Source organism: Ruegeria sp. BHSC037 (assembly GCF_059613045.1).
On record NZ_JBXWRT010000009.1, the window covers coordinates 80,991 to 101,202 of the forward strand.

Genomic DNA, 20,212 nt, shown 5'->3' on the forward strand with positions numbered 1-20,212 from the left:
GTTACGCGGCCTCCCCCGCAACACCGGCCATCAACAGGCCCAGTTCTTTTTCATCCGTTTCATGGGGCAGGCGCTCGCCCATGATATGCCCGTCGAACATCACGGCAATCCGGTCAGACAGAGAGAAAATCTCTTCCAGTTCGACCGAGACCAGCAGGATCGCCTTACCTTGGTCGCGCAGGGCGACGATCTGCTTGTGAATGAACTCGATCGCCCCGATGTCCACACCGCGGGTCGGCTGACCCACCAGCAGCAGGTCGGGGTTTCGCTCGATTTCGCGCGCCACGACGATCTTCTGCTGGTTCCCGCCCGAGAAATTCTTGGCCGACAGCCAGCCATTCGGCGGACGCACGTCGAATTTCTCGATCTTGCGTTCGGTGTCGGCGCGCAGGGCGGCGTTGTCCATGAAGATCCCGCGCTGATAGGCCGGGTCGCGGTGATAGCCGAACGCCACGTTTTCCCAGGCGTGGAAATCCATGATCAAGCCTTCCCGCTGCCGGTCCTCGGGCACATGGGCGATGCCCTGGGAGCGGCGCGCTTGCCCGTCCGACCCTGGCCCGCTCAACGCCAGAGGAACGCCGTTCATCCTGATCGTCCCCGATCCGGGGCGCATTCCGCCCAACACCTCGAGCAGCTCGGACTGCCCGTTTCCGGCGACGCCCGCGATGCCTACGATCTCGCCCGCGCGAACCGTCAGGTCGATGCCCTTGACGCGCTCGACACCGGTTGAATCCGTCACCCGCAGGTTCTCGATTTCCAGAATGGGCTTGCCGGGTTTGGCCGGCACCTTGTCGACGCGCAGCAGAACCTTGCGCCCGACCATCAGCTCGGCCAGCTCCTCGGGGTTGGTCTCGGCGGTCTTGACCGTGGCGGTCATTTGGCCGCGGCGCATCACCGACACCGTATCGGTGGCCTCCATGATCTCGCGCAGCTTGTGGGTAATCAGGATGATGGTCTTCCCTTCGGCGCGCAGCCGATCGAGGATGCGAAACAGCTGGTCGGCCTCGGCCGGGGTCAGCACCCCGGTGGGTTCGTCCAAAATCAGGATCTCCGCCTTGCGATACAGCGCCTTGAGGATCTCAACCCGCTGCTGCATGCCCACGCCGATCTCGTCGATGCGCTTGTCGGGGTCTACGAACAGCTCGTATTCCTGCTCGAGCTCTTTCAGTTCTTTGCGGGCCTTGGCCAGCGAGGGGGCCAGCAGCCCGCCATCTTCGGCGCCCAGAACGATGTTTTCCAGAACGGTGAAATTTTCAACCAGCTTGAAATGCTGAAAGACCATGCCGATACCCGCGGCGATCGCGGCCTGGCTGTCGGGAATGTCGGTCTTTTTGCCGTTGATCCAGATTTCACCTTTATCGGCCTTGTAGAAGCCGTAAAGAATGCTCATCAGCGTGGATTTGCCCGCACCGTTTTCACCGATGATCCCGTGGATCGTGCCGGGGGCGACGCTGATCGAGATGTCCTTGTTCGCTTGAACTGGCCCAAAGGCTTTGGAAATCCCTTTGAGCTCGATGGCGGGGACTGTCATGTCTTGTCCTCGATTGCCGAAAAAGCTGCGCTGAACTCGCGATCATCGGGTCGTTGCGAAACAGCGGCATGAGTGGATGCGGGACGGGAGGGCCTCCCCCGCCCCGTGCGATATCAGAACTGCAGTGCCGGGCAGCTGTCGTTCTCGTAGTAGCTGACGACGGTGACATTGCCGTCGATGATGTCGCGGCGCGCCTTCTCAACGGCGGCCATCATCTCGTCGGTCACCAGCGGCGCGTTGTTCTCGTCCATGGCAACACCCACACCGTCTTCGGCCAGGCCCATGGTGAACACGCCGGTTTCGACGTCCTCGCCTGCTTTCATGGCGTCATACACGGCAACGTCCACGCGCTTGAGCATCGAGGTCAGAACCTTGCCCGGGTGCAGGTGGTTCTGGTTGCTGTCTACGCCGATCGACAGGATGCCTTCGTCTGCAGCGGTCTGCAGGACACCCACGCCAGTGCCGCCGGCCGCGGCATAGATGACGTCAGCGCCTTGGCTGATCTGCGCTTTGGTCAGCTCCGAGCCCTTCACCGGGTCGTTCCATGCGGCCGGGGTGGTGCCGGTCATGTTGGCGACGACGTTGATATCGGGGTTCACCGATTTGGCGCCCTGGGCGTAGCCGCACCCGAAATGACGGATCAGCGGGATATCCATACCGCCGATGAAGCCAACGGTGCCGTTTTTCGAGGCCATGGCCGCCAGGATGCCGACCAGGTACGAACCTTCATGCTCGGCAAAACCGATCTGGCGGATATTGGGCGCGTCCAGCCAGGTTACGTCAACAGCGACGAACTTGGTGTCCGGGTAATCGGGCGCGACAGCGGCCAGCGGATCGGCCATGGCAAAGCCCATGGTGATGATCGGGTTGGAACCAGCTTCGGCAAAACGGCGCAAGGCCTGTTCGCGCTGCGCTTCCGACTGCAGCTCGATTTCACGGAAGGATTTGCCGGTCTGGTCGGCCCAGCGCTTGGCGCCGTTATAGGCCGCTTCGTTGAACGATTTGTCGAACTTGCCGCCAAGATCGAAGATGATTGCCGGTTCGGCGATGGCTGCGCCGGCCGTCAGTGCAAAGGCGGCGGCTGCGCCCATCAAGGATTTCATCAGGGTCATCATATACTCCCGTTGTTTATTATGACTTCGGGACCGGGTCTTACGCCCAGCCCCGCTCAGAGCGAGCAGAACTGCTGTGATAGCGGCAATTAAGGCCGTCTGAAACTGACATGGTCAACCGCTTTTTGACCAATTGGTCTCGGAATCGCTCGGCTTTCGTCAGGGCAGCGTGCGCTCCATCATAATTGCATCGACATTGTTCGCCCCGGGACGCCTGTAATAGGCCCGGCGCAGACCGCAGGGCGCATAACCGCAACTTTGATAGAGTGCAATGGCCGGAATGTTGTCGGCCGCGACGTCCAGAACCGCGCGGCACGCGCCCAGAGCGCTGGCGCGCGTCTGCCAGCCCTGCATGAGCGCCCGCGCCAGTCCCTGCCTCTGGCGGTCGGGATGGGTTGCAATGGTCAGCAGCTCGGCCTCGTCGCCAATGACCTGGAACAGGGCAAAAGCAGATTTGTTTCCGAGCACATGCGTGAAACGGCCTGCAGTCAGATCGGCAAACTCCGACGCGGTCCAGGGGCGCGACTGGGTAAAGGCCGCGGCATGGGTTTCGGCCATCTCCTGTGGCGTCATGGATCCAGTAGGACCGGCGGCGCGTCGCGCGACGGCGCGGCATCGGCCGGGCGCAGATACAACGGCGCGGGCGGTGTTTGCGGCAGGGTACGGCGTTGCGCTGCGATGCGCGCGATCGCGCAGACCAGCTGCTCCGGGTCGTTGTTGGTAAACAGCGCCCCCAGTGATTCTGCCTGATCCCGAGGCAGAACTTGCGGTGCGGCTCCCGGCTTCTGCAAATAGACCTGGTCCCGCGGGGCGGGGATGGCCGGAATGTGGCCCGAAGGGGCCAGCGCGGCCAGGGCTTCGAGGCCCGACACCCCGACTGCGGGTTTGTTCAGGCCCAGCGCCAGACCACGCGCGGCCGAGACCGAGATGCGGATGCCGGTGAAGTTTCCTGGCCCGGTTCCGACGCCGATCGCGTCCAGCCCGGACCAGTCCAGCCCGGCCTCGGTCAGGATGTCCTGCAGCAAGGGCATCAATCGCTCGGCCTGACCGCGGGCCATGGGTTCGGCACGGCTGGCGATGATGTCCGGGCCGCAAATCAAAGCGGCCGCGCAATGCGCGGCCGATGTGTCAAAGGCCAGAACCTTGGGCTCAGACGGCAACGGGGCGAACCTCGGTCACTTCGGGAATGTAGTGGCGCAGCAGGTTCTCGATCCCCATCTTCAGAGTCAGGGTCGAAGACGGACAGCCCGCGCAGGCCCCCTGCATGTGCAGATAGACAACGCCACGATCAAATCCGTGGAACGTGATGTCGCCACCGTCCTGCGCCACGGCGGGGCGGACACGGCTGTCAAGCAGTTCCTTGATTTGATTGACGATTTCAGAATCTTCGCCGGTGTGTTCCGCGTGACCCGAGGCCGCATCCGCCCCGGCCCCCATGACCGGCTGGCCGGATTGGTAATGCTCCATCACCGCGCCCAGGATCGCGGGTTTGATGTGGTCCCACTGAACGTCGTCATCCTTGGTGACGGTCACGAAGTCGTTGCCGAAGAACACACCCGTTACGCCCTTTACCGCAAAGATGCGTTTGGCCAGCGGCGAGTTTTCGGCGGCCTCGGCCGTCGGGAAATCCGCGGTGCCCGCCTCGAGCACGGTCTGGCCGGGCAGGAATTTCAGAGTTGCCGGGTTCGGCGTGGATTCGGTCTGGATGAACATGGCGGCGCTCCGTATCGCTTGCGTCTGATATGCGCGCCGGACGCGGGGAAGTCAAGATTTGGAACGATTCTAATCCAGGGCTGCATGCTCGATCGCCATGTCCAGGCGGTCGTCACCCCAGAACAGGTCCGAGCCGGCCACGAAGCTGGGCGCGCCGAACAGGCCCAATGCCTTGGCGCGGTCGACCTGTTCGAACAGGGCGGCCTTGATGGCCGGATCTGACAGCTGGTCCAGCATCTCGGGTGCGGCGCCTGCCTGGGACAGCGCATCCTGCAGGACTGTGTCGTCGGATATGTTGCGGCCATCTCCGAATTCGGCCGAGAAGACGGCCCGCGCGAACGCGGCCCGTGGGCCGGAGTCTGGAAGCGCCAGCGCCAGGCGCGCCGCTTTCAAGCTGTTCTGCGGAAACGGGTCCGGACGGGTCAGCGGCAGGCCGCGCAAGGCGCACAGCCGCTCCATGTCGCGCCACATGTACCGGCCTTTGGTCGGGTAGATGTTGAAAGGCGAGGTGGTCCAGCCCTGTTCGGCAAAAATGGGACCCAGCAGAAATGGCTGCCATTCCACGCGCACCCCGCGCCGCGCCGCCTCCCGTTCTACGCGCATGGCGCTTAGGTAAGAATAGGTCGAGGCGAAATCGAACCAGAAGTGCAGGGTGGCGGGCATCAGGTGATCTCTTCGAGCTTTTCTTTGCTCAGGTCGCCCGGCACGATGGTGATCGGAATCGGCAAGCCGCCGGCGTTGCGGGTCAGTTGTGTGACCAGCGGCCCGGGCCCCTTCTTGCCCGTGCCGGCCCCCAGAACCAGAACCCCGATTTCCGGGTCCGAGCGGATATGTTCGATGATCTGGGCCACCGGCTCGCCTTCGCGGATCGCCAGTTCGGGTTCGATCCCCTGCTTGTCGCGCATCCATTTCGCGAACACCTCGAAATGGGCGTGGATGCGTTCGCGGGCCTCTTCGCGCATCACTTCGGACACGCCGATCCAGTGATTGAACTCATCCGGCGGAATGACCGACAGGATGGTCACGCCGCCGCCCGTATGCGCCGCCCGCATGGCAGCAAAGCGCATGGCATTCAGGCATTCGCGGCTGTCATCCAGAACTACAAGGAACTTGCGCATGACTGTCCTCTCAAGATTTTGGCGATCATGCCCCAGCCTTCGCAGTCTGGCAACTCGGTCGGGCCGACTAACGGGCGCTTGCGGCCCAGTCCCAGTACAAGGACCGCACCCGGCGCGTGACGGGGCCGACTTGGTACTGGGTGTCGTCAAAGGCCGTCACCGGCGTGACCTTGTTCATGTTGCCGGACATGAACACCTCGTCCGCCGCACGGAAATCGTCGAAGGACAGCACCGTTTCATGCACGGTCACCCCGTCGCGGCGCAGGTTGTCGATGTGCCGCGCGCGGGTGATGCCGGCAAGGAAGGTGCCGTTGGGAATGGGGGTAAAGACCTCGCCATCCCTGACCATGAAGATGTTGGCGGTTGCAGTTTCGGCCACGTTGCCAAGGGCATCGGCCACCAGCGCGTTGGAAAACCCCTTGGAGCGGGCCTCGGTCAGCATGCGCGCGTTGTTGGGATACAGGCACCCGGCCTTGGCGTTGACCACGGCGTTTTCCAGGACCGGCCGGCGGAACCGCGTGGTGGTCAGGGTGGCCGAAGCGGTTTCGGGGGCCATCGGGATCTCTTCCAGGCAGATCGCGAACCCGGTACTTCCGGCCTGCGGCACGATCGCGGTCGCGTCGCCGTCGATGCCCCAGTACATTGGGCGGATGTACACCGCGGCATCCTTGGGATAGGTCGCCAGTCCTTCCTGGACCAGCTCGACCATCCGTTCCGTGGACACTGTTGGGGTCAGCATCAGCGCCTCGGCCGAGCGGTTCACCCGGTCGCAATGCGCCGCCAGATCGGGCGCAATTCCGTCAAAATAGCGCGCGCCGTCAAACACCGATGATCCCAGCCAGGCCCCGTGGTCCGCGGCCCGCATGATCGGGGCATCGCCATCGTGCCATGTTCCATCGAAATAGGTGCGGATATTCTTGCCGACTGCCATTGTGCCCTCCGTCAATTCCGCCGAACCGTAGGAGCGCGCGCGCCCGAGGTCCAGCAGATTATCCGGCCGACGATGGCAACACGTCGCGCTTGACCATCGCGCGCAGGGCGAAGTTGGAGCGTAGGTTGCGGATGCCCGGAATCTGCATCAGCCGGTTCTCCAGAAACGCGTCGAAGGCGGTCAGGTCACGCGCCACGACGCGCAGCAGGATGTCGCGCGAGCCGGTCATGAGGTAACACTCCATCACCTCGTCACAGCGCAGGATGGCGCGTTCGAATGCGTCGATGGCGTTGCGGTCCTGTTTCTCCAGTTCGACAGACACGAAAATCGTGACGCCAAAGCCCAGTTTCTCGGGGTCGACCTGCGCCGAATATCCGGTGATCACCCCGTCGCGGCGCAGGCGCTCCAGGCGTCGTGCGCAGGGCGTGGGCGACAGGCCCACCTTTTCGGCCAGGTCCAGAACGGTCATTCGTCCGTCCTGCTGCAGCGCGCGCACGATCTTGCGGTCGATCTGGTCCATGGAGAAAATCCCTAAAATAATCGGCTCAGATTATTACTATCGCCAAGAGGTATGTTCTGACCAGCATCTATTGGCGAAAATCGCTCGGTCCGATGTGGCAAACTCTATCTGTCTTTCCGGAGGAGCAAAATGGAAATAACCACGATTGACGCGCCAGATCACGAGCGTGTGGTCGAATTCAAAGACGCCGCCAGCGGGCTTTCGGGCTTTGTGGCGATCCACTCCACGCAATTGGGGCCGGCAGCGGGCGGCGTGCGGATGCGCACCTATGGTCACCCGTCCGAGGCGCTGGACGATGCGCTGCGCCTGTCGCGGGGCATGACCTACAAGAACGCAGCGGCCGATCTGCCGCTGGGCGGGGGCAAGGCCGTTATCATCGGCGACCCGAGCGCGGACAAGACGCCCCGGCTGTTGCAGGCCTTCGGGCGCGTTGTGCAAAGCCTTGGTGGCCGGTACTGGACGGCCGAGGACATGGGGATGACCCCGGCCGACATGGCCCAGATCGGCACCGAAACCGAATATGTCGCCGGTCTGCCCGATGGCCCGTTCGCCAGCGGCGACCCGTCGCCCATCACCGCCCGCGGGATCTTCAACGCCATCCGCGTGACTGCGCGGCATCGGTTCGGGTCCGACGACCTGAGCGGCAAGACCATCTCGGTGCAAGGGCTGGGCCATGTGGGCGAACACCTGTGTGCGCTGCTGAATGACGCAGGGGCGAAACTGGTGATTACCGACATCGATGCGGGCCAGACTGCCCGGCTGGCGGACCGGTTCGCGGCGCAGGCCGTCGCGCCTGATGCGGTCTATGCGGCCGAGGCGGATATTTTCGCGCCCTGCGCGATCGGCGGCATCCTGAACGAAACCAGCATTCCGCTGCTGAAGGTCGGCGCAGTGGCCGGAGGGGCCAACAACCAGCTGGCAACCGATGTCGACGCGCAGCGCCTGCATGACCGCGGCATCCTCTACGCCCCGGATTTCGTGGCCAATGGCGGCGGGATCGTGAACGTGGCGACCGAAATCCTGAAGATCAAGGACCGCGAAGCTTGGGTCGGTCAGCGGCTCGAGGCGTTGGAGCGGACGATGGACCGCATCCTGACCCGCGCCAAGGTGGATGGCGTCAGCCCCCATGCGGTGGCCGAATCCATCGTCGAGGAAAAACTTCACCCGCAGGCTGCCTGATCTGCAACGAAAAACGCCGCCCCGGATCCGGGGCGGCGTTGCTGTTTCCATCTGGTTCTCAAGCGCGGCCGGCGCCCACCATCCCCACGATTTCGTAGGTGCGGCTGAGGATCGGAGCCGCGATCTCCCGCGCCCGTTCCGCGCCACGGTCCAGGATCCTGTCGATCTCGGCCTGATCGCCCATCAGCCGCGCCATCTCGGTCGAGATCGGCGACAGCTTTGCGACCGCAAGATCGGCCAGCATCGGCTTGAATTCACCAAACTGCTTGCCACCGACCTCGGCCAGAACCTGCTCGACCGTCTGATCGCTGAGCGCGGCATAGATGTTGACCAGGTTGCGCGCCTCGGGGCGGCCTTCCAGCCCGTCCACGTCCGAGGGCAGGGCGTCGGGGTCGGTCTTGGCCTTGCGGATCTTCTTGGCGATGGTGTCGGCATCGTCGGTCATGTTGATCCGGCTCATGTCGGACGGATCCGACTTGGACATCTTCTTGGCCCCGTCGCGCAGGCTCATCACGCGCGTCGCCGCGCCCTCGATCACCGGCTCGGTGATCGGGAAGAAATCGACGCCATAGTCGTGGTTGAACTTGATGGCGATGTCGCGGGTCAGTTCAAGGTGCTGTTTCTGGTCGTCGCCCACCGGCACATGGGTCGCGTGATAGACCAGAATGTCAGCGGCCATCAGCGAGGGATAGGCGAACAGACCCAGAGAAGCGTTCTGCTGGTTTTTGCCAGCCTTGTCCTTCCACTGGGTCATGCGCTGCATCCAGCCCATGCGCGCGACACAGTTAAAGATCCAGGCCAGTTGCGCGTGCTCGGGCACCTGGGACTGGTTGAATAGGATCGACTGTTCCGGGTCGATGCCGGCGGCGATGAAGCCCGCGCACAGCTCGCGCGTGGAATGCGCCAGTTCCTTGGGATCCTGCCAGACGGTGATCGCGTGAAGATCGACCATGCAGTACACGGTCTCCATCTCCGGCCCCTGCATGTCCACAAAACGCTTGAGCGCACCAAGGTAGTTGCCAAGATGCAGGTTTCCCGAGGGCTGAATGCCGGAAAACACGCGCGGCGTGAACTTGGTCTCGGTCATGGAAGGGAACTCCCGTCTGGAAAAATAAGCCTCCGTCGCTTACCCATGAGGCAAAGGGACGTCAACAGCCGCGAAAGGCCCGCCCGATGAGCAGCGAGCACTACACACCCCCCGTGAACCCCCTGCCACCCGTGGTGGTGGCGCTGGTCTTGTTCATCATGGGGATCGAACTGGCCTTCACCCTCGGCACGCGCGGCCTGGTCGGCGGACCCGGCGCGGTAGGCTGGCGGCTGGAGGCGATCCAGCGCTATTCCTTCTCGGCCGACATCTTCGACTGGATGGTGATGAACGGGCGTTGGCCGGTCGAGCATGTGATCCGGTTCTTCACCTACCCCTTCGTGTCAGGCAGTTTTACCCAGGCGCTTTTTGTCTGCGTCTTTGTTTTGGCGATGGGCAAGATGGTGGGCGAGGTGTTTGGCGGTTTTGCGATGCTGGTGATCTTTGTGCTGTCCGGCGTGGGCGGGGCGCTGGCCTATGCGGTGCTGCTGGACCCGCGCTATCCGCTGGTCGGGGGCTTCCCGCCGGTCTATGGCCTGATCGGCGCGTTCACCTGGCTGCTATGGCGCAGGCTGTCGCTGGTCGGAGAGAACCAGGCACGGGCATTCCAGTTAATCGCGGTGCTGATGGGCATCCAATTGCTGTTCGGCCTGATCTTCGGCGGCACCTCGGATTGGGTTGCCGATCTGGGTGGGTTCGCGACCGGGTTCGGGCTGTCGTTTTTCGTGGCACCGGGAGGATGGGCGCGGCTGGTGGGGCGTATCCGGCGGGATTGACGGTCAGGACCTTCGCAGGGCGGACCGGAACTCGGACAGGCGGAACGCACCCAGCAGGTGGCCCAGAAGGAAGTAAGACACTGCGGCGACCACGATCAGGGCCAGTAACGCCAGATACCGCCAACCCGGAATGTCGAATGCCCAGCCGAACATCTGCATTGCCACGACCAGCGCCACACCCATTCCTATTGAAGCGACCAATATTCTGGGCGCGCGGCGCTTGAACCTGTCGTCGAAACGGGCCTCGTCGCCCATGCGCCGGGCACCCAGTGCCAACAGCGCCACCATGCCCCACCCGGCGGCCGAGGCCGCAATGGCTGGGGCGATCCAGCCGACGATCGGGTACAGCCCGAAAGCCAGAACGGCGTTGATGACCATAGCCACCACGGCATACCGGAAGGGCGAACGGGTATCCTCGCGCGCGAAGAACAGCGGTTGCAGCAGCTTTTGCAGCATGAAGGCCGGCAGGCCGACGCCATAGACCGCCACGGCCAGTGCGGTGGCAGCCGTGTCTTCGGGGGTGAACTGGCCGCGTTGGAACAGGACCGAAACCAGCGGGACCGGGACGAGCACGAAGGCCACGGTTGCCGGAATAGTCAACAAGAGGGTGAATTCTCCGGCGCGGGAAAAAGCGTTGCGCGCACCATCGCCGTCACCCGCGCGCAGACGACGCGACAGGTCGGGTAACAGCACGATGCCCACGGCGATGCCGACCACGCCCAGCGGCAGCTGATACAGACGGTCTGCAGCGAACAGCCAACTGACGGCATTTTCGGTCTTTGACGCGACCAACTGCCCTACGACCAGATTGACCTGAGTCACCCCCATCGCAAGGGCGGCTGGTACCGCGATCCGAACCATCTTGCGCATGTCAGGGCTGAGCTTCGGTCGGCCGAACCGGATGCGAATTCCGGCGCGTTCGGTGGCGACCCATACCAACGCCAGTTGAGCGACCCCGGCAATGGGTATGACGGCAATGAGCCAACGGATGACCTCGCCCCCGGTTACCGCGCCTACGATGAGTGCCGTGCAGGCGAAGATGTTCAGCAGGACCGGAGCCGCAGCAGCGGCGGCGAAGCGACCGGTGGCATTGAGAACCCCGGAAAACAGCGCGGCCAGAGACATGAACAGGATGTAGGGAAAGACGACATATCCGTAACCGACCGCCAGATCGAAACGTTCGTCGCCATAAAACCCCTCGGCCGTCAGCCAGACCAGCCCCGGCATGAAGACCATGGCCAGCCCGACCAGCGCCAGAACGGCCGTTGCCAGCAGGTTGAACGCATCCTGCGCAAACCCTTGCGCGTCCTCGCCGCCTTCCAGCCGTTTCGAAAACATCGGAACGAAGGCCGCGTTGAAAGCGCCCTCGGCGAAGAATCGGCGGAACATGTTGGGCAGGCGGAAGGCCGCAACAAAGGCATCCATCACGGGCCCCGGGCCGATCAGCGCGGTCAGAAGGATTTCGCGCGCAAATCCCAGAATGCGGCTGGCCAGGGTCCAGAATCCGACCGTGAACAGGCCCGAAAACAGGCGGATCTGCTTCATGAGGCCGCCCGCTCGGCGCCTTCGGCGATGGCGCTGCGCAACTTGGCCTCGAGCGTGCGCTGCTTGGACTCGGAATGGTATTTCAGCCCGAACATGTCCTTGACATAGAACGTGTCCACCACCTGCTCGCCATAGGTCGCGATCACCGCGTTGGCGATATAGACATTGGCCGCTGCAAGAGTTCGGGCCAGATCGTACAGCAGGCCGGGGCGGTCGCGGGTATCGACCTCGATGATGGTGTAGATTTCCGAACCTTCGTTGTCGAAGGTGATGTGGGTCGGAACATTGAACGCCTTTTCCCGCTTCTTGATCTTGTCGCGAGACTTGAGCGCGTCGCGGGCGACCACTTCGCCCTTCAATGTCTTGTGTATTATCTGGGTCAGGCGTGGCAAGCGGGCCGTGTCAAAGGGGTGACCTTCGGAATCCTGGATCCAGAAGGCATCGGTGACATAACCGTCCTTGGTGGTGTAGCTGCGCGCATCCACGACGTTGGCCCCCGCCAGCGCCAGCGCCCCGGCGATGCGGGCAAAGATGCCGGGATGGTCGGCCATGGCGAAACAGGCACGGGTAGCGTCGCGGTCCTCGTCGGGGTGCAGACGGATTTCCATGGCGCCGGGGTCGCCGCCGTGTTCCAGCGCTCGCAGCATTTCGGCGAACTCGACATGGGTTTCGAGGTTCAGACCCTGCCAATACGGGTCATAGTGCCGCGCGGTCTCGGTCTTGAGATCGGCCTTGGACCAGCCCGCCAGCGCCTCGCGCAGCGCCTTCTTGGCCTCGGCGCCCCGGTTGGCGCGGTTGAGATCCTCCATCCCGGTTTCCAGCGCCCGCTTGGTTTCGGCGTGCAGCGCGCGCAGCAAGGTGGCCTTCCAGTTGTTCCAGGTATCGGCCCCCACCCCGCGGATGTCGCAGGCCGTCAGAACCGTCAGCAGGTCCAGCCGTTTGACGGTTTTCACCGCTTTGGCGAAGTCGCGGACCGTGCGCGGGTCGGAAATGTCGCGCTTCTGCGCCATGTCCGACATCAGCAGGTGATAGCGCACCAGCCATTCGACGGTTTCGCATTCCTTCTTGTTTAGCCCCAGCCGCGGCGCCACCGTGCGGGCGATCCGGGCCCCCAGAATCGAATGATCCTCGGGGCGGCCCTTGCCGATGTCATGCAGCAACAGCGCGACATACAGCACCCGACGGTTCACGCCGCCTTTCAGGATCGACGAGGCCAAGGGCAGCGCCTCGACCAACTCGCCGCGTTCGATCTGCGCCAGGTTTGTGATGCACTGGATCGTGTGTTCGTCCACGGTGTAGCTGTGGTACATGTTGAACTGCATCATCGCCACGATGGGCTCGAATTCGGGGATGAAGGCCGAAAGAACGCCCAGTTCGTTCATGCGGCGCAGCGCGCGTTCGGGATTGCCGTGTTTTAGCATCAGATCCAGAAAGATGCGCCGCGCCTCTTTGTCGTTACGCATGTCATCGTCGATCAGGTGCAGGTTGGCGGTGACCAGCCGCATGGCATCGGGGTGGATCAGCATACCGGTGCGCAGGCCCTCTTCGAACAGGCGCAGCAGGTTCAGCTTGTCGGACAGGAAGCTGTCGGGGTCGGCCACGTCCAGACGCCCGTGCACCACCTTGTACCCCGGCTTGACCCGCGGTTTGCGGCTGAAGATACGTTCCAGCAGGGGCGCGCTCTTCATGTGGGCCGCTTCGAGCTTCGTCAAAAAAATCCGTGTCAACTCACCGACTCGGGTGGCCTCGCGGAAGTAGCGCTGCATAAAGATTTCGACCGCACGACGTCCCGCGCGGTCCTCGTATCCCATACGCTCGGCAACTTCGACCTGAAGATCAAAGGTCAATTTCTCGGTCGCCCGCCCGGTAACCAGATGCAGGTGGGAGCGCACCGCCCACAGGAATTCTTCAGCTTGGGAGAAAGTTCTGAGCTCGTCGGCGGTAAACAGACCGAGAGGCACCAGCTCGGCCACATCTTGCACGCCGTAGATATATTTGGCGATCCAGTACAGCGACTGCAGGTCGCGCAGCCCGCCCTTGCCTTCTTTCACGTTGGGCTCGACCACGTAGCGCTCGCCCTGTTTGAGGTGGCGCGCGTCCCGTTCGTGCAGCTTGGCCTCGATGAATTCGCGTTCCGAGCCCTTGAACAGGTCAGATTTCAGCCGCTGTTCGAGCTCGGCGGCCAGGGCCGCGTCGCCGCCCAGAAACCGGTGCTCCAGCATCGCGGTCCGGATCGTGAAATCATCCTCGCCCAGGCGCAGGCAGTCGCGGATCGTGCGCGACGAATGACCGACCTTCAGCCGCAGATCCCACAGCATGTACAGCATGGATTCGATCACGCTTTCGGCCCAGGCAGTGATCTTGTAGGGCGTCAGGAACAGCAGATCGACATCCGAGAACGGTGCCATTTCCCCACGCCCATACCCGCCGACCGCCATCACGGCGATCTTTTCACCCTGGGTCGGATTCGCCAGCGGATGCAGCCGGGTGCTGGCCACCTGCAACGCGGTGCAGACCAGCCCGTCGGTCAGATAGGTGTAGGACCGGGTCAATGGACGGGCGTCGAAAGGGCGGGCGGTGAACGCTTCGGCAATGGCCTGACGCCCGGCCTTTTGCGCGTCGCGCAACACGCGCACCACCGCCGCGCGGGCCGCCGCCGTGTCAGAGGTATCCATAAGGGCCGCTGACAACCGGGCGCCGATCGCATCGCTGTCGAAAATCTCGGAGGCGTCACAGATCAGCGGGCCGCTGGGCTGCAGAGCCAGCGCAAGCGGTTCAGAAACCGGCGCCGGAGAAGCTTTGTGGGGCAGGGTCAATCACAACCACCTGTTTGTTCTGGATCGTGGCAACCGCCAGACCGCGTTCGTTGGTGCCGTCCGGTCGTAGACGGAAGATGCCGCCCACCCCCTGGAACCCGGCGTTCTGCGTCAACGCGGCCGCTGACAGGGCGTTCGAATTGCCCTGGCTGGCCAAGGCGCCGATGGCTGCGATACCGTCATAGGCCAACCCACTGATCGGGTGCGGGGCCTCGCCATAGGTCGCGTTGTAGCGCTGCCGATAGGCTTGGGCCTTGGCCGGATCGGGCAGGGCGAACCATCCGCCCTGGACCCCGGGCAACTCCAGAGTCTGCGCCGGGATGTCCCATCGTGTCAGGCCGATATATTGCACCAGGGCGGGGGACACGCCGGCCTCTGGCAGCAATTGGGTGAACAACGGCAGCGCGCCGGCGGTCGTGGCGGTCAGGAAAATCGAATCCGCTCCGGTCTGATCCACCGTGGCCTTGATCGCCGGAACCGCGTCGATCACGCCTTGCTGAGACCGGTCAAAGCCGACCTCGCCGGCATTGGCGACTCGGCTGCCACTAAGGGCGTTGGCGATCGCGGCGCGTCCCAACTGCCCGGCGGCGTCGTTGCTGTAGACGACAACCATTTTCGATTTGCCCTGCCGGCCTGCGAAATTGATCAGCCGGCGGGCCGTGTTGTCGAAGGTCGGCCCCAGCACGAAGACATTGCCGCCCGCGATGCTGGTGTTGTTCGAAAACGAAAGCACGTTCACGTTCTTGCTCAGCACTGCCAGCCCCGCCGCATTGGCGGCCTGGGCATAGACGGGCCCCAGAATGACCTTGGCGCCGTCGGCCACCGCCTGCTGCGCCGACGCGGTCGCGGTGTTCGGATTTCCGGCCGTGTCATAGACCCGCAGGTCGATCCGGGCGTTCTGAAGATCCGCCATCGCCAGACGCGCGGCGTTCTCGAGGCTTTGGGCCAGCGACGGATCGCTGGACTGAGGCACCAGCAGCGCAACGGGAACCGGCTCGGAGGTATCGATCGAGGGGCCCCGGCCGGTCGCGCCCGGCTCGCAGGCGGCCAGAAACGCAGCAGTGGCAATGCCGATGGCGATTTTCGCGATCTTGCGAACGGGGTTGCAAACGGTGGACATCTCGATGAAAACTCCCTGATCCGGCGGCACGGGACGCTGCTGTTTGGTGCCGCCGCGATAATAAACGTCACGCTGCGAGGGTCCAGCATTGAATTTCCAAAAGGTTAGATTGGCGGGGGGGCTGTATTTCGTTGCCACACCGATCGGAACGGCGCGCGACATCACTCTGAGGGCGTTGGATGTTCTGGCCTCGGCGGATGTGATCGCCGCGGAAGACACACGAAGCCTGCGCAAGCTGATGGAGATTCACGGCGTGCCGCTCGAAGGGCGGCGCATTCTGTCCTATCACGATCACAGCGGCACGGGCGCGCGCGAGCGGATCATGGCCGAACTGGCACAGGGCAAGTCGGTGGCCTACGCCTCCGAGGCGGGGATGCCGCTGATCGCCGATCCGGGTTACGACCTGGGCAAGCAGGCGGCCGAGGCCGGATTCACCGTGACCTGCGCCCCCGGTGCGTCAGCTGTAGTGACGGCGCTGACCCTGGCGGGCCTGCCGACGGACGCCTTCTTTTTCGCCGGTTTCCTGCCGAATGCGTCAGGCGCCCGCCGAACACGGATCGAGGCGCTGCGCGACATTCCCGGGACGCTGGTATTCTACGAATCCCCCAAGCGTTTGGGGGCATGCCTGTCGGATCTGGCGCAAGTCTTGGGCGACGAGCGACAGGCCGCGGTCTGTCGTGAACTGACCAAAAAGTTCGAGGAAGTCCGGCGGGGTAGCTTGCTAGAGCTGTTCGAGCAGTATCGAGATGCCACCGTGAAGGGCGAGATCGTCTTGCTGGTGGAGCGCGCCCATTCACAAGCCGTTAACGATTCGGATGTAGAAGAGGCGCTGCGACAGGCTCTGGAAACGCACTCGGTGCGGGATGCGGCAGATCTGGTGTCCAAGATGTATGATTTGCCAAGGCGGCCGATTTACCAAAAGGCTCTGCAACTGGGAAAGGGATGATATGGCGCGACGGTCGGTCCAGGGCTCGGTTTCCTATCACGCCGGGCAAGCGGCCGAGCACAGCGTCGCTGCCGACTACGAAAGACGAGGGTTCGAGGTCTGTCACAGGCGTTGGCGCGGCGCGGGGGGCGAGATCGACCTGATCGTCCGGCATGCGCAGGGCCTTGTGTTCGTCGAGGTCAAGAAAAGCCAAACCTTTGACAGCGCCGCCGCACGGATCAGCAAGCGCCAGATCGACCGGATATATGCCTCGGCGGCGCAGTATTTGGCGCAGGAACCGGGCGGACAGCTGACCAATGTCCGGTTCGATGCGGCTCTGGTGGATGCAACGGGCGCAGTGCAAATCGTCGAAAACGCCTTTGGTCAGGGCTGATCGCCATTGAACACCCGTCCCCGCTGGGCCATGTATCTGGCGTGAACACGAGGGACACGCCATGAAAATCGCCTTTCAGATGGACCCGATCGGGGCCGTGGACATCAATGCCGACAGCTCGTTCCGGCTGGCCGAAGAAGCCCAGGCCCGCGGCCACCAGCTGTTTTACTACGGACCCGATCAACTGGCCTATCAAGAGGGGCGCATCACCGCCCGCGGTCACGACATGACGGTGCAGCGGGTTGCTGACCAGCCGGCGGTTCTGGGGCCTGAGCGCGAGGTTGATCTTGCGGATTTCGATGTCGTCTGGCTGCGGCAGGACCCGCCGTTCGACATGCACTATATCACCTCAACGCACCTGTTGGATCGGCTGCGCGGGCAGACGCTGGTGGTGAATGATCCGTTCTGGGTGCGCAACTACCCGGAAAAACTGCTGGTTCTGGATTTCCCTGACCTGACTCCGCCAACCACGATCGCCCGCGATCTGCGGACCATCAAGGCGTTCAAGGAAAAGCACGGCGACATCATCCTCAAGCCGCTCTATGGCAATGGTGGGGCCGGCGTGTTCCGCCTCGATGCGGATGACCGCAACCTGACCTCGTTGCACGAGTTGTTCACCGGTTTCTCGCGAGAGCCGCTGATCGTTCAGAAATTCCTGCCGGATGTTCGCAACGGCGACAAGCGGGTGATCCTGGTAGATGGCGAACCGGTCGGCGCGATCAACCGCGTTCCAGCCGAGGGTGAAACGCGGTCGAACATGCATGTGGGTGGTCGCCCCGAAAAGATTGGCCTGACCGACCGTGATCTTGAGATTTGCGCGGCCATCGGACCGCTGCTGAAGGAAAAAGGCCAGATCTTCGTAGGCATCGACGTGATCGGCGACTATCTGACCGAAATCAACGTGACTTCGCCCACAGGAATCCAGGAATTGGAGCGGTTCAACGGAACCAATATTGCCGAAAAGATCTGGCAGGCGATTGAGGCCAAGGTCTAAGCCGCAACCCGGGCGCTGATCCTATAGCTCAGCGCCTCGGCCACGTGGGGGCGGCGCACATCGGGTGCGCCCTCGAGATCCGCAATAGTGCGGGCCACACGCAGAATGCGGTGGTAGGCCCGCGCCGACAGGCCGAACCGTTCGGCCGCCTTGACCAGCAGGTCCTTGCCCTCGGCGTCTGGAGCGGCGACCTCTTCCAGCAGATTGCCCTCGATATCGGCGTTCTGGCGAATGCCGGGCGTGTCCTGAAAGCGCTGGGCCTGAACAACGCGCGCCTGCTGCACCCTCGTGGCAACGGTGGCCGAGCTGTCTCCGGATGGCGGCAGGTCAAGGTCGGTAAAGCCCACGGGCGGCACCTCTATCCGCAGATCGAACCGGTCCATCAGCGGCCCCGAGATGCGGCCCAGATAGTCCTCGCCGCAGACGGGTGCGCGCGAGCAGGCGCGGGACGGGTCGCTGAGATATCCGCATTTACAGGGGTTCGCTGCCGCCACCAACATGAACCGGCAGGGGTATTTCACATGGGCGTTGGCGCGGGCGACCATGACCTCGCCGGTCTCCATGGGCTGGCGTAGGGTTTCCAGAACCGTACGCGGAAACTCGGGGAACTCGTCCATGAACAGGACGCCGTTGTGGGCTAGGGAAATCTCGCCGGGTTTCGCGCCTTTTCCGCCGCCTACGATCGCCGCCATCGATGCCGTGTGATGCGGCTCGCGGAACGGGCGGGTCCTGCTGATGCCGCCCTCGTCCAGCATACCGCACAGCGATTGGATCATCGAGGTCTCGAGCGCCTCGGTGGGCGTCAGCGGCGGCAGTATGCCGGGCAAGCGGGCAGCCAGCATGGATTTGCCCGATCCCGGCGTGCCGATCATGATCATGTGGTGACGGCCGGCCGCTGCGATTTCCAATGCGCGTTTTGCCCGTTCCTGCCCTTTGACGTCGCGCAGATCGCGGGTCGAGGGCTCCAACCTGACCTCGCCGGGTTGGGCGACCGACAGGGGCGACTGACCCGTAAAATGGCGCACGACGTCGCCCAGGGACGCGGCCCCGATCACCTGGGTTGCGTCAACCCAGGCCGCCTCGGCACCTGACGCGCGCGGACACAGCAGCGTGCGGCCCTCGGCCGCGGCGGTCATCGCGGCGGGCAGGGCGCCGGCCACGGGTACCAATGAGCCGTCCAGCGAAAGCTCGCCCAGAGCCATGGTGCCTTCGGCGGCGTCGGCGGGCAGGATGTCGATGGCACAGAGCAGGGCCAGCGCGATCGGCAGGTCGAAATGGCTGCCTTCCTTGGGCAGGTCGGCGGGCGACAGGTTGATCGTGATGCGTTTGGATGGCAGCGCAATGGCCATTGCACTGAGCGCACTGCGCACGCGTTCGCGGGCCTCGGACACGGCCTTGTCCGGCAGGCCGACGATTGAAAAGGCGGGCAGCCCGGGGGATACGGCGCATTGCACCTCGACCGGGCGGGCCTCGACCCCCTGAAAAGCAACGGTATGAGCGCGGGCGACCATGGCGATCCTGTTCGTGGTTAACAGGGCCTTGCTGCCATGGCGCCGGTTTAGGAATGGTTAACGGTCACATCGCTTGCCGGATCATATGCGTGAATTTCGGCCACGCTCCGGGGTCGGCCACGGTTTTGTCGCGGCAGAAAGTGTTGCAGAAGCCCCATCGTTTGCTGTCCAGTTCGAGAAATGCGGTCACCGGTTCGCCGGAATAGGGGCAGAGGTCATTGACCGACGGCCCCGCCTCAACTGCGCGGGCTGTCGAGGCCTCGCCGATCGGCCAAGGCTCGGCGTCGAGCGGCTGGTCATAGGGGAACGGGTCGTAGTCGACCGTTAGACCCATCGCGCGCCATTGTCGAACCGCCGGGTCCGACAACAACTCCATGCAATAGTCGTGGTTCTGCGCGGATACGCGCAGACCGTAGCCGATGATCCTGGCCGCGACCGGCGTATAGAACACATCGGCCAGCGAATAGCTGCCGAACAACGGGCCGGACTCCATGCCCGAAATTTTGCGCGCATGCACCCACAGGGTCTCGATCCGGGTCAGATCGGCGCGGGTTTCGCCGGACGGCTCAAACCCTTTCCAGCGGTGTTTGAGTTGCATGGGGCAGGCCGACCGCAGGGCATGGAACCCGGCGACCATCTCGGCACAAAGCCAACGGGCGGTTGCGCGGGCTGCGGCGTCTTGCGGCCAAAGCTGGGCATCGGGATGGCGTTCGGCCAGCGTCTCGGCGATGGCGAGGCTTTCGCCGACCACCGTGCCGTCGGGCAGGCGCAGCGCAGGGACCAGACGGGCCGGGGCCAGCGGCTGCATGTCCCGGGCCATCGTGCCCGAATACAGGCCGATCATGTGGGTCGCGTAGGGCAGGCCGAATTTTTCCAGCATCAGCCATCCGCGCATGGACCAGCTTGAAAACAGGCGGTCCCCGATGAAAAGGTCATATGTCAT

Annotated in this window: 20 protein-coding genes; 5 read left to right on the plus strand and 15 right to left on the minus strand. The window is 63.6% G+C overall.

Features of this window, described 5'->3' with window-relative positions:
• Position 1: 1 nt before the first annotated feature.
• The 9 genes from AC2FMN_RS10665 to AC2FMN_RS10705 form a co-directional block, all read right to left on the minus strand.
• Positions 2–1,531, minus strand: a complete 1,530-nt coding sequence (locus tag AC2FMN_RS10665) for an ABC transporter ATP-binding protein (RefSeq protein ID WP_496682111.1) — start codon at positions 1,529–1,531, stop codon at positions 2–4.
• Positions 1,532–1,644: 113 nt separating this feature from the next.
• Complete coding sequence (locus AC2FMN_RS10670; RefSeq protein ID WP_496682109.1) at positions 1,645–2,643, minus strand: BMP family lipoprotein; 999 nt, start codon at positions 2,641–2,643, stop codon at positions 1,645–1,647.
• A gap of 159 nt (positions 2,644–2,802) precedes the next feature.
• Complete coding sequence (locus AC2FMN_RS10675; RefSeq protein WP_496688101.1) at positions 2,803–3,216, minus strand: GNAT family N-acetyltransferase; 414 nt, start codon at positions 3,214–3,216, stop codon at positions 2,803–2,805.
• Positions 3,213–3,803, minus strand: a complete 591-nt coding sequence (tsaB, locus tag AC2FMN_RS10680; RefSeq protein ID WP_496688104.1) for a tRNA (adenosine(37)-N6)-threonylcarbamoyltransferase complex dimerization subunit type 1 TsaB — start codon at positions 3,801–3,803, stop codon at positions 3,213–3,215. Before tsaB ends, AC2FMN_RS10675 begins: the two co-directional genes overlap by 4 nt.
• Positions 3,793–4,356, minus strand: coding sequence for a NifU family protein (locus AC2FMN_RS10685; RefSeq protein WP_496682105.1), 564 nt, complete (start codon positions 4,354–4,356; stop codon positions 3,793–3,795). The genes tsaB and AC2FMN_RS10685 overlap by 11 nt, the downstream gene beginning before the upstream one ends.
• A gap of 69 nt (positions 4,357–4,425) precedes the next feature.
• Positions 4,426–5,019 carry a 2-hydroxychromene-2-carboxylate isomerase gene (locus AC2FMN_RS10690; RefSeq protein WP_496682103.1) on the minus strand — a complete coding sequence of 198 codons (594 nt, stop codon included), beginning with the start codon at positions 5,017–5,019 and terminating at the stop codon, positions 4,426–4,428.
• A complete protein-coding gene (locus AC2FMN_RS10695) occupies positions 5,019–5,474 on the minus strand; it encodes a universal stress protein (RefSeq protein WP_005978853.1) in 456 nt (151 codons plus the stop codon). Before AC2FMN_RS10695 ends, AC2FMN_RS10690 begins: the two co-directional genes overlap by 1 nt.
• Positions 5,475–5,541: 67 nt before the next feature.
• Entirely contained in the window at positions 5,542–6,405 is an 864-nt protein-coding gene (locus tag AC2FMN_RS10700; protein ID WP_496688106.1) for a branched-chain amino acid aminotransferase, read from the minus strand.
• A gap of 58 nt (positions 6,406–6,463) precedes the next feature.
• On the minus strand, positions 6,464–6,925 hold the full coding sequence (locus tag AC2FMN_RS10705; protein ID WP_496682099.1) for an Lrp/AsnC family transcriptional regulator: 462 nt from the start codon (positions 6,923–6,925) through the stop codon (positions 6,464–6,466).
• Positions 6,926–7,054: 129 nt separating this feature from the next.
• On the opposite strand from AC2FMN_RS10705, the gene AC2FMN_RS10710 reads away from it, so the two are divergent.
• Positions 7,055–8,104: a Glu/Leu/Phe/Val family dehydrogenase gene (locus AC2FMN_RS10710; protein WP_496688108.1), complete on the plus strand. Its 1,050-nt coding sequence runs from the start codon at positions 7,055–7,057 to the stop codon at positions 8,102–8,104.
• Positions 8,105–8,162: 58 nt separating this feature from the next.
• Here the strand turns inward: AC2FMN_RS10710 and trpS are convergent, their stop codons facing one another.
• Complete coding sequence (trpS, locus tag AC2FMN_RS10715; protein ID WP_490359977.1) at positions 8,163–9,191, minus strand: tryptophan--tRNA ligase; 1,029 nt, start codon at positions 9,189–9,191, stop codon at positions 8,163–8,165.
• Positions 9,192–9,277: 86 nt separating this feature from the next.
• Between trpS and AC2FMN_RS10720 the strand changes: the two genes are divergently transcribed.
• Positions 9,278–9,964 (plus strand): rhomboid family intramembrane serine protease, encoded by a 687-nt coding sequence (locus tag AC2FMN_RS10720; protein ID WP_170342144.1) that lies wholly within the window; start codon positions 9,278–9,280, stop codon positions 9,962–9,964.
• A gap of 3 nt (positions 9,965–9,967) precedes the next feature.
• On the opposite strand, the gene murJ is transcribed toward AC2FMN_RS10720, so the two are convergent.
• The 3 genes from murJ to AC2FMN_RS10735 are packed head-to-tail and all read right to left on the minus strand — an operon-like array spanning position 9,968 to position 15,445.
• On the minus strand, positions 9,968–11,509 hold the full coding sequence (murJ, locus tag AC2FMN_RS10725; protein WP_496688109.1) for a murein biosynthesis integral membrane protein MurJ: 1,542 nt from the start codon (positions 11,507–11,509) through the stop codon (positions 9,968–9,970).
• Entirely contained in the window at positions 11,506–14,325 is a 2,820-nt protein-coding gene (locus AC2FMN_RS10730; RefSeq protein WP_496688111.1) for a [protein-PII] uridylyltransferase, read from the minus strand. The genes murJ and AC2FMN_RS10730 overlap by 4 nt, the downstream gene beginning before the upstream one ends.
• A complete protein-coding gene (locus tag AC2FMN_RS10735) occupies positions 14,285–15,445 on the minus strand; it encodes a penicillin-binding protein activator (protein ID WP_496682086.1) in 1,161 nt (386 codons plus the stop codon). The genes AC2FMN_RS10730 and AC2FMN_RS10735 overlap by 41 nt, the downstream gene beginning before the upstream one ends.
• 88 nt (positions 15,446–15,533) lie before the next feature.
• On the opposite strand from AC2FMN_RS10735, the gene rsmI reads away from it, so the two are divergent.
• The 3 genes from rsmI (at position 15,534) to gshB (ending at position 17,758) form a co-directional block, all read left to right on the plus strand.
• Positions 15,534–16,391, plus strand: a complete 858-nt coding sequence (rsmI, locus tag AC2FMN_RS10740; RefSeq protein WP_496688113.1) for a 16S rRNA (cytidine(1402)-2'-O)-methyltransferase — start codon at positions 15,534–15,536, stop codon at positions 16,389–16,391.
• A gap of 1 nt (position 16,392) precedes the next feature.
• On the plus strand, positions 16,393–16,764 hold the full coding sequence (locus AC2FMN_RS10745) for a YraN family protein (RefSeq protein WP_496688114.1): 372 nt from the start codon (positions 16,393–16,395) through the stop codon (positions 16,762–16,764).
• 61 nt (positions 16,765–16,825) lie between these two features.
• Complete coding sequence (gene gshB / locus AC2FMN_RS10750; RefSeq protein ID WP_496688115.1) at positions 16,826–17,758, plus strand: glutathione synthase; 933 nt, start codon at positions 16,826–16,828, stop codon at positions 17,756–17,758.
• Here the strand turns inward: gshB and AC2FMN_RS10755 are convergent.
• Entirely contained in the window at positions 17,755–19,269 is a 1,515-nt protein-coding gene (locus tag AC2FMN_RS10755; RefSeq protein WP_496688116.1) for a YifB family Mg chelatase-like AAA ATPase, read from the minus strand. The genes gshB and AC2FMN_RS10755 overlap by 4 nt on opposite strands.
• A 64-nt stretch (positions 19,270–19,333) precedes the next feature.
• Positions 19,334–20,212: a glutathione S-transferase gene (locus AC2FMN_RS10760; RefSeq protein WP_496688117.1), complete on the minus strand. Its 879-nt coding sequence runs from the start codon at positions 20,210–20,212 to the stop codon at positions 19,334–19,336.

Coding starts and splice junctions, on each gene's coding strand:
- AC2FMN_RS10695 (WP_005978853.1), bottom strand. CDS start 5,474: ATGCGCAAGTTCCTTGTAGTTCTGGATGACAGCCGCGAATGCCTGAAT.
- AC2FMN_RS10675 (WP_496688101.1), bottom strand. CDS start 3,216: ATGACGCCACAGGAGATGGCCGAAACCCATGCCGCGGCCTTTACCCAG.
- AC2FMN_RS10705 (WP_496682099.1), bottom strand. CDS start 6,925: ATGGACCAGATCGACCGCAAGATCGTGCGCGCGCTGCAGCAGGACGGA.
- AC2FMN_RS10685 (WP_496682105.1), bottom strand. CDS start 4,356: ATGTTCATCCAGACCGAATCCACGCCGAACCCGGCAACTCTGAAATTC.
- AC2FMN_RS10760 (WP_496688117.1), bottom strand. CDS start 20,212: ATGACATATGACCTTTTCATCGGGGACCGCCTGTTTTCAAGCTGGTCC.
- AC2FMN_RS10745 (WP_496688114.1), top strand. CDS start 16,393: ATGGCGCGACGGTCGGTCCAGGGCTCGGTTTCCTATCACGCCGGGCAA.
- AC2FMN_RS10735 (WP_496682086.1), bottom strand. CDS start 15,445: ATGTCCACCGTTTGCAACCCCGTTCGCAAGATCGCGAAAATCGCCATC.
- AC2FMN_RS10670 (WP_496682109.1), bottom strand. CDS start 2,643: ATGACCCTGATGAAATCCTTGATGGGCGCAGCCGCCGCCTTTGCACTG.
- AC2FMN_RS10720 (WP_170342144.1), top strand. CDS start 9,278: ATGAGCAGCGAGCACTACACACCCCCCGTGAACCCCCTGCCACCCGTG.
- AC2FMN_RS10665 (WP_496682111.1), bottom strand. CDS start 1,531: ATGACAGTCCCCGCCATCGAGCTCAAAGGGATTTCCAAAGCCTTTGGG.
- murJ (WP_496688109.1), bottom strand. CDS start 11,509: ATGAAGCAGATCCGCCTGTTTTCGGGCCTGTTCACGGTCGGATTCTGG.
- AC2FMN_RS10690 (WP_496682103.1), bottom strand. CDS start 5,019: ATGCCCGCCACCCTGCACTTCTGGTTCGATTTCGCCTCGACCTATTCT.
- trpS (WP_490359977.1), bottom strand. CDS start 9,191: ATGACCGAGACCAAGTTCACGCCGCGCGTGTTTTCCGGCATTCAGCCC.
- AC2FMN_RS10710 (WP_496688108.1), top strand. CDS start 7,055: ATGGAAATAACCACGATTGACGCGCCAGATCACGAGCGTGTGGTCGAA.
- AC2FMN_RS10700 (WP_496688106.1), bottom strand. CDS start 6,405: ATGGCAGTCGGCAAGAATATCCGCACCTATTTCGATGGAACATGGCAC.
- gshB (WP_496688115.1), top strand. CDS start 16,826: ATGAAAATCGCCTTTCAGATGGACCCGATCGGGGCCGTGGACATCAAT.
- AC2FMN_RS10755 (WP_496688116.1), bottom strand. CDS start 19,269: ATGGTCGCCCGCGCTCATACCGTTGCTTTTCAGGGGGTCGAGGCCCGC.